At 74.4% G+C, this 12,321-nt stretch carries 13 protein-coding genes and 3 pseudogenes; 10 read left to right on the top strand and 6 right to left on the bottom strand.

What is annotated here, in order from left to right:
- The first annotated feature begins 8 nt into the window (after nucleotides 1-8).
- A complete protein-coding gene (locus G7075_RS21845; RefSeq protein WP_240917771.1) occupies nucleotides 9-209 on the top strand; it encodes a hypothetical protein in 201 nt (66 codons plus the stop codon).
- Nucleotides 210-313: 104 nt separating this feature from the next.
- Nucleotides 314-1,416: pseudogene (locus G7075_RS19715) on the top strand (NADH-quinone oxidoreductase subunit D).
- Between the two features lie 18 nt (nucleotides 1,417-1,434).
- On the opposite strand, the gene G7075_RS23260 reads toward G7075_RS19715, so the two are convergent.
- The 3 genes and pseudogenes from G7075_RS23260 to G7075_RS21835 form a co-directional block, all read right to left on the bottom strand.
- Nucleotides 1,435-1,860, bottom strand: a complete 426-nt coding sequence (locus G7075_RS23260) for a helix-turn-helix domain-containing protein (protein WP_166124550.1) — start codon at nucleotides 1,858-1,860, stop codon at nucleotides 1,435-1,437.
- A pseudogene (locus G7075_RS21840) lies at nucleotides 1,812-2,723 on the bottom strand (PucR family transcriptional regulator); the annotation flags it as partial. The pseudogene G7075_RS21840 and the gene G7075_RS23260, both read right to left, overlap by 49 nt.
- 420 nt (nucleotides 2,724-3,143) lie before the next feature.
- Nucleotides 3,144-3,739, bottom strand: a pseudogene (locus G7075_RS21835) (MEDS domain-containing protein).
- A gap of 245 nt (nucleotides 3,740-3,984) precedes the next feature.
- Here G7075_RS21835 and G7075_RS19695 point away from each other — a divergent pair.
- The 8 genes from G7075_RS19695 (at nucleotide 3,985) to G7075_RS19660 (ending at nucleotide 10,080) form a co-directional block, all read left to right on the top strand.
- Nucleotides 3,985-5,511, top strand: a complete 1,527-nt coding sequence (locus tag G7075_RS19695) for a YHS domain-containing protein (RefSeq protein ID WP_166124096.1) — start codon at nucleotides 3,985-3,987, stop codon at nucleotides 5,509-5,511.
- A gap of 36 nt (nucleotides 5,512-5,547) precedes the next feature.
- A complete protein-coding gene (locus G7075_RS19690) occupies nucleotides 5,548-5,793 on the top strand; it encodes a toluene-4-monooxygenase system B family protein (protein ID WP_166124095.1) in 246 nt (81 codons plus the stop codon).
- On the top strand, nucleotides 5,790-6,152 hold the full coding sequence (locus tag G7075_RS19685) for a Rieske 2Fe-2S domain-containing protein (RefSeq protein ID WP_166124094.1): 363 nt from the start codon (nucleotides 5,790-5,792) through the stop codon (nucleotides 6,150-6,152). The genes G7075_RS19690 and G7075_RS19685 overlap by 4 nt, the downstream gene beginning before the upstream one ends.
- 26 nt (nucleotides 6,153-6,178) lie before the next feature.
- Nucleotides 6,179-6,478 carry an MmoB/DmpM family protein gene (locus G7075_RS19680; RefSeq protein ID WP_166124093.1) on the top strand — a complete coding sequence of 100 codons (300 nt, stop codon included), beginning with the start codon at nucleotides 6,179-6,181 and terminating at the stop codon, nucleotides 6,476-6,478.
- Nucleotides 6,479-6,480: 2 nt separating this feature from the next.
- Nucleotides 6,481-7,488 carry a toluene monooxygenase gene (locus G7075_RS19675; protein WP_205860577.1) on the top strand — a complete coding sequence of 336 codons (1,008 nt, stop codon included), beginning with the start codon at nucleotides 6,481-6,483 and terminating at the stop codon, nucleotides 7,486-7,488.
- Between the two features lie 14 nt (nucleotides 7,489-7,502).
- Entirely contained in the window at nucleotides 7,503-8,504 is a 1,002-nt protein-coding gene (locus tag G7075_RS19670) for a 2Fe-2S iron-sulfur cluster binding domain-containing protein (protein ID WP_166124092.1), read from the top strand.
- 113 nt (nucleotides 8,505-8,617) lie between these two features.
- Nucleotides 8,618-9,388 (top strand): hypothetical protein, encoded by a 771-nt coding sequence (locus G7075_RS19665; protein ID WP_166124091.1) that lies wholly within the window; start codon nucleotides 8,618-8,620, stop codon nucleotides 9,386-9,388.
- A gap of 5 nt (nucleotides 9,389-9,393) precedes the next feature.
- A complete protein-coding gene (locus tag G7075_RS19660) occupies nucleotides 9,394-10,080 on the top strand; it encodes a class F sortase (protein WP_166124090.1) in 687 nt (228 codons plus the stop codon).
- Between the two features lie 22 nt (nucleotides 10,081-10,102).
- Here the strand turns inward: G7075_RS19660 and G7075_RS19655 are convergent, their stop codons facing one another.
- Genes G7075_RS19655 through folP form a run of 3 tightly spaced genes read right to left on the bottom strand, consistent with a single transcriptional unit; the run spans nucleotide 10,103 to nucleotide 12,290 of the window.
- Nucleotides 10,103-10,579 carry a DUF3180 domain-containing protein gene (locus G7075_RS19655; RefSeq protein ID WP_166124089.1) on the bottom strand — a complete coding sequence of 159 codons (477 nt, stop codon included), beginning with the start codon at nucleotides 10,577-10,579 and terminating at the stop codon, nucleotides 10,103-10,105.
- On the bottom strand, nucleotides 10,576-11,496 hold the full coding sequence (gene folK, locus G7075_RS19650; protein WP_166124088.1) for a 2-amino-4-hydroxy-6-hydroxymethyldihydropteridine diphosphokinase: 921 nt from the start codon (nucleotides 11,494-11,496) through the stop codon (nucleotides 10,576-10,578). Before folK ends, G7075_RS19655 begins: the two co-directional genes overlap by 4 nt.
- Nucleotides 11,493-12,290: a dihydropteroate synthase gene (gene folP, locus G7075_RS19645; protein WP_166124546.1), complete on the bottom strand. Its 798-nt coding sequence runs from the start codon at nucleotides 12,288-12,290 to the stop codon at nucleotides 11,493-11,495. Before folP ends, folK begins: the two co-directional genes overlap by 4 nt.
- Nucleotides 12,291-12,321 lie beyond the last annotated feature (31 nt).

Here is a 12,321-nt window from a genome sequence, read left to right as displayed (position 1 = left end):
ACTCCCTCGTGCAGGACGAGCGCACCACCCAGCGGGAGGCCCTGCGCGCCCTGGGCCTCGACGCCACGACCCCGGACCACGGCCTCGCCACGACCGACCCCGCCGGCTACCTCGCCGCCCTCGCCCGGGCCTCGGCGGTCGCCGCCCTCACCGACCCCGCGGGCCTCGGCGGCTTCTCGTGGGTGCTGCGCCGCGTCCGCGCCGGATGAGCGGCCACCCGGTGCGGCAGACTGGCCGGGTGAGCCCCGACGCCCCCGCCGAGCCGCGCGCCCTCGACGTCGCCGTCGGTGCCGGCGGCCTCGCCACGGCCGACATGGTGCTCAACATCGGCCCGCAGCACCCGGCCACGCACGGCGTCCTGCGGCTCAAGGTCGTCCTCGACGGCGAGCGCATCGTCTCCGCCGAGCCGGTCGTCGGCTACATGCACCGCGGCGCCGAGAAGCTCTTCGAGGTGCGTGACTACCGGCAGATCACGGTCCTGGCCAACCGCCACGACTGGCTGTCGGCGTTCTCCAACGAGCTGGGCGTCGTCCTCGGCGTCGAGGCGATGCTCGGGATGGAGGTCCCCGTCCGCGCCGTGTGGCTGCGCACGCTCCTCGCCGAGCTGAACCGCGTTCTCTCGCACCTGATGTTCCTCGGGTCCTACCCGCTCGAGCTCGGCGCCATCACGCCGGTGTTCTACGCGTTCCGTGAGCGCGAGGAGCTGCAGGCCGTCATGGAGGAGGCCTCCGGCGGGCGGATGCACTACATGTTCAACCGGGTCGGCGGCCTCAAGGAGGACGTCCCCGCCGGCTGGCTCGGCCGGGTCGCCGACGCCGTCGGGTCCGTCCGTCGACGTCTGCCCGACCTCGAGTCGCTGCTCGTCGGCAACGAGATCCTCCTCGCCCGCACCCGGGGGGTCGGCGTGCTCGACCCGGCCACCGCCCTCGCGTACGGGGTCTCGGGCCCGATCGCCCGGGCCAGCGGCGTCGACCTCGACCTGCGCCGCGACGACCCCTACCTCGCGTACGCCGAGCTGTTCGCCCCGGTGGCCCCGGCCGGGTCGTCACCCGCACCGAGGGCGACTGCCTCGCCCGGCTCGAGGTGCTCCTCGAGCAGGTGCACGTCAGCCTCGACCTCGCCGAGGCCTGCCTCGACACGTTGCGCTCGCTGCCCGCCGGGCCGGTCAACCAACGGCTGCCCAAGGTGCTCAAGGTGCCGGAGGGCGAGCGCTACACGGCGACCGAGAACCCGTTGGGGCTCAACGGGTACTACCTCGTCTCGCGCGGTGAGAAGACCCCGTGGCGGCTCAAGCTGCGCTCGGCCTCGTTCGGCAACGTCCAGGTGCTCTCCGAGCTGCTGCCCGGCTGCCTCGTCGCCGACATGGTCGCGGTCCTCGGCTCGATGTTCTTCGTCGTCGGCGACGTCGACAAGTAGGCGACCAGCCGCCCGGCGTCAGCCCGCCGAGAGCGCCCGCCGCGTCGACCACGCCTTGGTCGCCAGGTGCAGCTGGAAGCGCGTGTCCGGCAGCGAGAGGTCGTGCCCGGAGAGGTCGCGGACCCGGTCGAGGCGGTGACGCAGGGTGCTGCGCCCGATCCCCAGCGCCTCGGCCGCGACGTCGTAGCGGCCCCCGCGTCGAGGAAGTGCGCGAGCGACGACACCAGGGCGGCCCCCCGCCGCGCGTCGTACTCGAGCAGGGCACCCAGCCAGCGCTGCACGAACGCGTCGATCGCCGCGAGGTCGGACACCTCGGAGAGCAGCTGGTAGACGCCGAGGTCGTCGTGCACGACGACGGCGCCGTCCCGTCCACCACCGTCGGGGACGCGCAGGGCCAGCCGTCCCTCGCGGTAGGACCTCGGGTAGTCCTCCGGGCCGCGGCATACCCCACCGACCCCGACGTGCAGGGACCGGCCGAGGGGCGAGGCGCGCAGGCCGGCCAGCAGGCCGTCGAGGACACCGCGGTCGTCGGGTCCGCGCACCTCGAGGAGGACGACGACGGTGTCGCCACGGGGCATGAGCAGGGGTGGTCGGTGGCCCACGACGGCGGCCCGGACGACGTCGACGAGGGCGTCGGTGCCCGGCCCGGACCGCGGCGTCCCGACGACGACCACCCGGTGCGGACGACCCACGTCGCGCCCGAGCGCGGCCGCCCGCCGGGAGGCCCCCTCGACGTCGGTGCCGCCCACGAGGTCGGCGACGACGTCGACGCCCAGGCGCAGCTCGGTCTCGGCGAGGCTGACCAGCCGGGCCAGCTCGATGGCCAGGACGGTCGCCCCGTGCTCCAGGGCCACGGTGTCCGCCTCCCCGGCGGCCCCGTCGGGGTCGACGAGGAAGAGCACCCCGACGACGTCGCGCCGCGGGCTGGCGACCGTGACGAGCCGGCCGTCGCGGCGGACCGGCCGGCCGGCCCGCAGGACCTGCTCGAGGAACCGCTCACGGCCCCGGGCGTCCCGCGCCGCGGACGACGCGGGTCGCTCGCCCGGCCCGGCCCAGGCCAGCAGGGCACCGCCGCGGTCCTCGATGCCGGCGGCCAGGCCGGTCAGCTCGTGCAGGGCCCGGACGATCCCCTCGTGGCCCCCTCCGGTCAGCGCGACCTGGGTGAACCGGTCGTGGATGGCGGTCTGGCGCTCCAGCGCGGCGACCGTCTCGGCCAGCGCGCTGTTGGCGGCCTCCCTGCTGGCGTGCAGCCGCGCGTTGGCCACCGCCACCCCGGTCTGCTGCGCCAGCGACCGCAGCAGCACCATCCCCGCCGCCGTGGGCGCGACCCGTCCGGAGACGACGAGGTGGCCCGGTGAACTCCTCGAGGCTGCGCAGGGGCAGCGCCCAGGCCCAGCCCTCGCCGGGCAGGTCGAGGGGGCCACCGGTCCTCGAGCACCCCTCGAGGGCCCGGCCGGCGGCGGCCAGGACCTCGCTGCCCGGGGCGAGCGAGGACTCCCACCCGCCGTCCTCGAGGTGGATCCCGACGGTGTGGCACGGCACGAGGCTCGGCACCGCGGTGGCCGCCAGCTGGAGGACCTCGCGCTCGTGCCGCCGCTCCATCATGACGAGCGAGATGGCCAGCAGCCCCCGCACGCTGGACAGCTGCTCGAGCAGCTCGCCCGTCGGCGGTGCCGGGTCGCGCGCCGGCACCGTCCGCCGGAGCGGGACGAGGGCCGGGGTGGCGCTCACGCGCCGACGGTGGCGAGCTCGCCGCTCGCCCGGTGGTGGGGGTTCTCCAGCACCAGCCCACCGAGCAGCAGCTTCGGGTGGGTGCGCATGAGGTCGAGGAGGATGCCGCTCCCGAGGCGCCGCAGGTCGTAGAGGCAGAGGATCGCGTGCTCGAACCGGGAGGCGAACCCGTCGGCCCAGGTCTCGTACCGCAGGACGTGCTCGCGCGGGGCCGGCGCCCGCTCCAGCCACGACATCTCGCCCACGACGCGGGCGAACCCGAACGTCGGCACGACGCTGGCCTCGGCCGCCATCTGCTCCCAGAACTCGATCATCCGCTCCGGGTCGAAGGCGCCCCGCGCAGGCAGGTCTGCCCGGAGCCGTAGAGCTCGAGCTGCCCGGAGGCGAGGAGCGCGTCGGCGTCGAGCCCCTCGGTCACCTCGGCGATGACGTCCTCGACAGGGGTGGAGTCGACGACGGCGAGGCACTTGTCCCCCGCCCGCAGGCCACCGCGCAGGAAGGGCAGCAGGAGGGCGTCGCGCTCCTCGTCCCCGTAGTAGAAGCCACACAGGTGGTCGCCGGGCTGGGGCGCGGTGGCGGAGGCGGTGTCCATGGGGGCTCCTTGGGGCGACGGTGCCGGTGTGGCGGACCGTATCCGCGCGCGCCGTCGGCGCGGACGGGCGTTGCACCCTGAGGAACGCCGGGAACGGTCCGCGACCCACCGGGGGCGGCCACGGGGGGCCGGGTCCGGCCGGAAGTCGGCCCTCCACGGCCCTCGCGGCGGCCTCCCGGGCGCGCCGATCCTGTCGGGGACGCGGGCCGGCGACCGGCCCGCCGTGCGCCGACCAGGAGAGACAGATGCCGCGACTCGCGCGTTCGGAGTGGTACGACCTCACCCGCGACATGAACTGGGACCTCACCTACGCCACCGAGGAGGAGGTCTTCCCCGAGCTGCTGTCCAACGGGTTCGGCGTGCCGACCCACGACTGGTGGACGTGGGACGAGCCCTACAAGATCACCTACGCCGAGTACGTCCACAACCAGGCCGGCAAGGACGCCGGGCTGTTCTCGGTGAACAACGTCGTCGGGCGCTCGAAGATCTTCGAGAACCTCGACCCGGGCTGGCTCGCGGCCGTCACCGCCCACTACGGCGCCATCGCCGTGGCGGAGTACCAGGCCGGCATCGGCGAGGCCCGGATGGCCCGCTTCGGCCGGGCCGCGGCCTGGCGCAACATGGCGACCTACGGCGCGCTCGACGAGACGCGCCACGGCCAGCTGCAGACCTACTTCCCCTACCAGGCCCTCAACAAGGAGCCCCGCCTCGACTGGGCGCACAAGGCGTACCACACCAACGAGTGGGGCATCATCGCCTCCCGCCACCTCTTCGACGACATGTTCACCGCCAACGACGCGGTGTCGATGGCCATCCAGCTGACCTTCACCTTCGAGACCGGCTTCACCAACCTCCAGTTCCTCGGGATGGCCGCCGACGCGATGAAGATCGGCGACATCGACTTCGGGTCGCTCATCCCCTCCATCCAGACCGACGAGGCCCGCCACGCCCAGCAGGGCGAGCCGACGCTGAAGATCCTCGTGGCGGCCGGCAAGAAGGACATCGCGCAGGCCCTCTTCGACAAGATGTTCTGGCGGGCCTGGAAGGTCTTCGCCCTGCTCACCGGTCTGTCGATGGACTACTACACGCCGCTGGCGCACCGGACGCACTCCTTCAAGGAGTTCATGGAGGAGTTCATCAACACCCAGTTCATCGACCAGTTCCGCGACTTCGGGCTCGAGCCGCCCTGGTACTGGGACCGGCTCCACAACGAGATGAGCTGGGTGCACCACGCCTACCACCTCGGCGTCTACTTCTGGCGGCCCACCGTGTGGTGGAACCCGGTCGCCGGCGTCGGCCCCGAGGAGCGGGCGTGGCTGGAGGAGAAGTACCCCGGCTGGAACGACTCGTTCGGGACCTACTGGGACCAGATGGGCGCGAACATCCGTGCGGGACACCCCGAACTGACCCTGCCCGAGACCTTCCCGGTCGTCTGCAACAGCTGCCAGCTGCCGGTGTGCACCCCCGCCGGGTACGCCGCCGGCTACCTCGACAGCCCGCTGCCGCTGCAGCTCACGGTCGACGGGCGCCTCTACACGTTCTGCTCCGAGCCGTGCCAGTGGGTCTTCGAGCAGACCCCGGAGCAGTTCGCCGGGCACACCTCGATCATCGACCGGCTCCTCGGCGGCGTCATCCAGCCGCCGACCATCCCGGGCGCCCTGGCCTACATGGGCCTCTCGCCCGAGGAGTGCGGGCAGGACGGCACCGACTACGACTGGGCCCACGCCACCGCCCCGGTGACGGCCGGGCCGGCCGCGTCCGGCGCGGCGTGACCCCCCTCGAACCCACTGCCTGACAGGAGACAGACCATGGCCATGTTCCCGGTGCAGGGCATCGTCGAGGGCGACTTCGTCGTCGTGCTCGTGACGCCCGACGACACCGACCCGATGACCGCGGTGGCCCAGGCCATCGCCCACCACGGGATCGGCACACGCGTTGCCGCACAGGACCGCCCGCTCAAGGTGCGGTACCAGGGCAGGATCCTCGACGACGACGCCACGATCGCCGGCTCGGGCATCGCCCCCATGGAGGTCCTCGAGGTCGTCCACGCATGAGCAGCCCGGCCCGCTTCGTCAACGCCGCCTCGGTCGACGACCTCTGGGAGGGCGACCTCCTCGACGTCGAGGTCGACGGAGAGCAGGTGCTGCTCGCCCACCTCGACGGCGGCGAGATCAAGGCCTACCAGGGCATGTGCCCGCACCAGGAGGTGCTCCTCGCCGACGGCGAGTGGGACCCGGACACGAACGTCCTCGTCTGCCCGGGGCACCGCTGGGAGTTCGACCTGGCCACCGGCAAGGGGCTCAACCCCACCGGGTGCCAGCTCTACGAGTTCGACGTCCGGGTGGTCTCGGACGAGATCCGCGTCGGCATCCCCACGGACGGCCAGCGCCACCACAACCGGTTCCAGACGTGAACCCCGACGCCCCCGAAAGGCACCCCATGGACGCGCACCCGAAGATGGTGGGCCCGGTCGTTCGCGGCCTCGACGCCAACCTCGCCGACGCGGTGATCAGCGCGATCGAGGTCGACAACCCCGACGTCGACGTCCTCGTCGACGACCAGGGCGGCTACATCCGCATCGCGACGCCGACGCGGTGCCGCATGACGCGGGCCAGCCTCGAGGACGCTCTCGGGCGCACCTTCCGGCTGCACCAGCTCGAACCGCAGCTGGCCGGGTTCGCCGGCCGGATGAAGCTCACCGACGACGAGGTCGTCTGGTTCCTCGAGAGGAAGGACTGACGATGGCCACCACCCAGCGACCGCGCCCGAAGACGTGGAGCCTGCTCGGCGACGTCAAGCGGCGCCCGAGCTCGTACGAGGCGACGGCGGCGAAGTTCAACTACCACTACAAGCGCGAGCCGGCGCCGTTCGAGATGGACCCGCAGGCCCCGTTCAACCGCCTCTACCTCGAGCACCGCGAGGGCTCACCCTTCACCGTCGAGGACTGGGAGGGCTTCAAGGACCCGGCGAAGCTCACCTACGCCGACTACGTGATGCTCCAGCACGACCGCGAGACGTACGTCGACCTGCTGACCGACCACCACGAGGCGGCCGAGTCCGTGGCGGCGCTCGACCCGGCGTGGGTCGCGACGCTGCGGGACCTGTTCGTGCCGTTGCGTTTTCCGCTGCACGTCCTGCAGATGACCGGGCTCTACGTCGGGCAGATGGCGCCGACGGCGTTCATCATCAACTGCGCCAACTTCCAGGCCGCCGACGAGCTGCGCCGCATCCAGCGGATCGCGTACCACACGAAGTCCCTGGCCGTCGGTCACGGCGACGACCTCGCCGAGACCTCGACCGCCCGCGGGCCGTGGGAGCAGTCGGCGGCGTGGCAGCCGCTGCGCGAGACCCTCGAACGGCTGCTCACCGTCCGCGACTGGGGCGAGGCCTTCGTCGCGCTCAACGTCGCCGTCAAGCCGGCCCTGGACGCGGTCGTCGACCAGCAGCTCTCCGAGCTGGCGTCGCGCAACGGGGACGAGTACCTGTCGCTCCTCATGGCCGAGTTCCAGCTCGACGCCCAGCGCAGCAGGGACTGGACCACGGCGCTTCTGGGGTACGCCGTGGAGCAGGACCCCGCCATGGCCGACGTCGTCGCGGGGTGGCTGGCGACCTGGCAGCCCCGCGCCCACGCGGCGGTCGCCGGGCTCGCACCGCTCTTCGGGGCGGCACCGAACCCGCTCGACCCGGCCCTGGTCGTCGCGGCCGCCGACGACGCCGTGCTCGGCGTCGCGGCCGCGGCCACCCGCTGACGGGCCGGCCTCCGGTGGACGGCACCGACACGCTGCGGCACCGGGTGACGCTCGCCGGCACCGACACCTCGTTCGAGGTCGAGGCCGGCGAGCGCCTCCTCGCGGCCGCCCGCCGGGCCGGCACCTGGCTGCCTTTCGAGTGTGGCTGGGGCGGCTGCGGCACCTGCAAGGTCACGGTGCTCGACGGGGAGACCGAGCTGCTCTTCGACGCCCCCTCGGTCGACCCGCGCGACGAACGCCGCCGCCGGGTGCTGGTGTGCCAGTCCACAGCCCGCGGCGACCTGACGATCCGGACCGGGCAGACCTCGTCCGAGCCGTGGCCGGAGCGGCCGCTGCGCGACCACCGCGGGCGGCTGGTCGAGCACGAGGACCTCGGCCCCGACCTGGCCCGCCTCCGGTTCCGCCTCGAGGCCGAGGCGGTCTACCGGCCGGGCCAGCACGCCATCCTCGACCTCGGTGACGGCCTGCGGCGGTGCTACTCCCTGGCCGGGGTCCCGGGCACCGACGAGGTCTCGTTCATCGCCAAGCGCTACCCGGGGCGCCCCGGGAGCAACCGGCTGTTCGACGTGGCCGTGGGCCAGGAGGTGGCCCTCGAGCTGCCGTACGGCGACATGTGGGTGCGCGAGGGCGAGGCGCCGGTCGTCCTCGTCGCCGGCGGCACCGGCATCTCGGCGGTCCTCGCGATGGCCGAGGACCTCGCCCGACGGCGCACCTCCCGCGCGGTGCACGTCTTCTACGGCGCCGGGACCCGGGGCGAGCTGGTCTGCTGGGAGGAGCTCGAGGCCGCCGCGGCCGACCTGCCCGACGGCCACCTGCACGGCGCGCTGCTCGAGCCGTCGGCCGGGTGGAGCGGGGTCGTCGGGTTCGTGACGGCGGCCCTCGGGGCCCGCCTGCCGGGGCTGGCGGACGCCGTCTTCCACGTGGCCGGGCCACCGCCGATGACCGACGCGACGGTCGGCCTGCTGCGCGACCACGGGGTCCAGCTCGACCGGGTCCACTTCGACAGCTTCGGCTGACCGCGGCGGCCGGCCGGGGCTGCGCAACCACCCGGGGAGCGGCTACATTGCCCGGACGGGCACGCGCCCGTACCGCCGCCCGGCTCACGCCGCTGCCCACCAGGGGACCCCAGATGCCCAGGCCCTCCGCGCTCGCCTGCGCCCTCGCCGTCGGCTGTGCCCTCGCCGCCGCCGGCCTGTCCGCCGCCCCCGCCTCCGCGGCCTCCGGTGACCTCGCCTACTCGTGCGAGTGGGGCGTCGACGCCACCGAGGGCACCGACCCGGGCACGGCGTCGTGGGACACCGCCGTCGCCGACGACCTCGTCGTGGACACCGGCACGTCGGTCGAGATCGCCCCGTACAGCGGCACCATCACCCTGCCGGACGCCTTCGTCGCCGCGCTGCGCACCTCCGGACGCACCCGGCTCGCGGGCGGCACCCTGCTGGCGACGGGCATCGCCGAGACCGACGAGCCCCAGCAGCTCGAGCTCGGCTACGGGCCCGTGCCGATCCCGGCCGAGGGACCCGTGGTCCTCGACGTCGACGGCATCGACGAGGCGGTCATCCAGGCCGACGACCCCGGCACGTACACGCTGCTCGCCGACAGCTTCTACGTCTTCGTCGAGGAGGACGTCAACGTCGGCCTCCGGTGCACCTTCGACGGCGAGGGCGACCCCGTCGTCGACCGGTTCCGGGCCGTCGGCGACCCCGTCACCGAGGAACCGACCGACACGACGGCACCGACGGCCGTCGCCTCCCCGGTCCGCCCGGCGCTCGTCCAGACCGACGTCGCCGAGGGGACCCCGGGCGGCAGCACGGGCGGCCCGCTCCTCGCGGCCGGCGCCGCCGTGCTGCTCGGGCTGGCCGGCCGCCGCGCCCTGCGCCGGGCCCCGCGCCGCCACTGAGGCCGATGCCCGACCCACGTCCCGGCACCTGCCGCCGCTCGCTCCTCGCGACGGCGGGGGTCCTGGCCGTGGGCGCCCTGGCCGCCTGCGCCGACCCGCCGGCCGGGTCGACCGCGGTCCGGCCGACGACGGCCCCGTCGAGCGTGAGCGACACCCCGGCGTCGAGCCCGACCCCCTCGGCCGAGCCCGTGCCCACGACGACGGCCACCCAGCGGGCCTCGAGGAACCCGTCCGGCCATCCCGACCACGTCGTGCTCGTGCGGTCCGACGGCGAGACGATCGTCGACGCCCCGGTGCGCCCGGTCGGGCTCGACGACCGCGGCATCCTGTCGCCGCCCGGCGGCGTCGTGGGCTGGTACGACGAGCCGGGCTGGCCGCGTCCCGGCTACCCCGGGGCGGCGATCCTCGCCGGCCACGTGGGGACGCCCGCCCACGGCGCCGACGTCTTCCGCGAGCTGCCGGAAGCCCGGCGGGGCGACCGGGTCACGGTGCGCTACGACTCCGGTGACGTCGTGCACTTCGTCGTGCGGCGCTCGGCCGGGATGCCGAAGGAGCAGACGCCCAGGGACGACTCCATCTGGGACTCCGGCAACCCCCGTCCCCTGCTGCGACTCATCACCTGCGACCCCCGCACCCCCCTCGCGAAGGGCCACTACGAGGGCAACTGGGTCCTCTGGGCCGACCTGGCCTAGGAAGCCGACGGGGCCCGGTGGCTCAGTCGTCGTGGTCGTCGGGCCGGTCGTCGTCGGACTCGTCGATGCGGCACCACGCCTGCGCCAGCATCCCGGCCCCCGCGAGGAGGAGGGACGCGACGGTCATCAGGCCGAAGGGCAGCAGCCGTTCGCGGTTGGCGACGAGCGAGAGGTCGGTGAGCAGCACGAGCAGCTGCCCGAGGTACCACCCCGCCGCCGCCGCACCCGTGAGCGCCCCGGCCTGGGCGAGGACGACGGTGCGGGCGGCGCGCAGGGCGTCGACGGAGGTGCGGCGGCCGCTGCGCAGGTGGTGGCGCACCGGCCGGGCCAGCCAGAGCACGAGCCCGCCCATGACGACGAGCAGGAGCCCCGCGACCCACGGTGGGCGCTGGAGCAACGTGCCGTCGCGCGTGACCACCGTCGCGACGAGGAAGCCGACGACCGTGGTCACCACCGCGACCACCGTCAGCGTCTTGGTGCGGATCCCGTTGCGGTTCAAGTCAGCTCACTCACGTCGGTCGAGGCCCCGCGGACCCCGGAGGTGTCCACCCGGGCCAGCAGGTCGGCCACCGGCACCACGTCGTCGGCCACGCGCAGCACCGCGCCGGGATCGGCGTCGAGCCACGGCACGAGGACGAACGCCCGCTCGTGCGCCCGCGGGTGCGGCAGCGTGAGGTGCGGACGGGCCGAGACGACGTCGGTGTCGTCGGTGGGGTCGCCGTACTGCACGAGGTCGAGGTCGAGGGTGCGGGCGCCCCAGCGGACCTCGCGGGTGCGGTCGAAGGCGGCCTCGACGGCGTGCAGCTCGCGCAGCAGCGACACCGGCGAGAGCGACGTGCGCACGAGCACGACGGCGTTGACGTAGACCGGCTGGTCCGCCGGTCCCCCGACCGGGTCGGACTCGACGACCGCCGACCGGGCGACGACGGACAGCGCCGGGTGGTGGCCGAGGGCCTCGACCGCCCCGGCGAGGGTCTCGGCCGGCGAGCTGGTGCCCCACGGCAGGTTGGCCCCCACGGCGACGACCGAGGCGACCGGCGGGCGCCGGCGCACGACCCGCACCTCGACGTCCTCGAACGGCACACCGACGGGGGCCTGCGGCTTGTGCACCGTGACCGTGACCTCGTCGACCGCGTTGTGCGACAACGCGTCCTCGGCGATGACCTCGGCCAGGCGCTCGATGAGGTCGAACGGCTCGCCCTCGATGCGGGCCAGCGCGGCCGCGCCCACCTCGCCGTAGTTCACGGTGTCGGCGAGGTCGTCGGAGGCCCCCGGCGCGGCGAGGTCGACGGCCAGCTCGACGTCGACGACGAAGTCCTGCCCGTCGCGCTTCTCGTGCTCGAAGACCCCGTGGAAGCCGCGCCCGCGCACGCCGCGCAGGAGCACCCGGTCGCGGGCGGTGCCGGCGGGGCTCACCGGGGACCCACCGACCCGAGCTCCTCGGCGACGTCGAGGGCGTCGACGGCCGCGACGACGTCGTGCACCCGCACCCCCCACGCCCCGGCCCGCGCCGCGTGCGCGGTCGTCACCGCGGTGACGACGTCGCGCTCGAGCGGCGCCCGCTCCTCGCGGCCCTCGCGCCCGACGAGCCCGAGGAACTTCTTGCGCGAGGTGCCGACGAGCACGGGGAGGCCGAGGTCGAGCACCGCGTCGAGCCGGCGCAGCAGCTCCCAGTTGTGGTGCGCCAGCTTGGCGAACCCGAAGCCGGGGTCGAGGACGAGCCGCTCGCGGGCGATCCCGGCGGCCTCGAGCGCCTCGGCCCGCTCGCGCAGCTCGCGGCACACGTCGGCGACGACGTCGTCGTAGTGGGCACGGTCCTGCATCCCGGCGCTGTGGCCGCGCCAGTGCATCGCGACGAACGGCACCCCGCGCTCGGCGACCAGTGCGGCCATCTCGGGGTCGGCGAGCCCGCCGGACACGTCGTTGACGAGGGAGGCACCGGCGTCGAGGGCGGCCGCGGCGACGCCCGAGCGCATCGTGTCGACCGAGACCGTGCCGAGCCGGGCCAGCCCCTCGACGACCGGAAGCACCCGGCGCAGCTCCTCGGCCTCGGAGGGACGCTCGGCGCCGGGGCGGGTCGACTCGCCGCCGACGTCGAGCACGTCGGCGCCCTGCTCGAGGAGCAGCCGCCCGTGGGCGAGGGCGTCCTCGGGCTGGAACCACGCGCCGCCGTCGCTGAAGGAGTCGGGCGTGACGTTGACGACGCCCATGACGACCGGTCGCCCGGGTCGCCCCGTGGGG

Source organism: Phycicoccus sp. HDW14, from assembly GCF_011383005.1.
GTDB lineage: Bacteria > Actinomycetota > Actinomycetes > Actinomycetales > Dermatophilaceae > Phycicoccus.
Note: the sequence above shows the minus strand (reverse complement) of the source record. Positions and strands in the feature narration are given on the sequence as shown.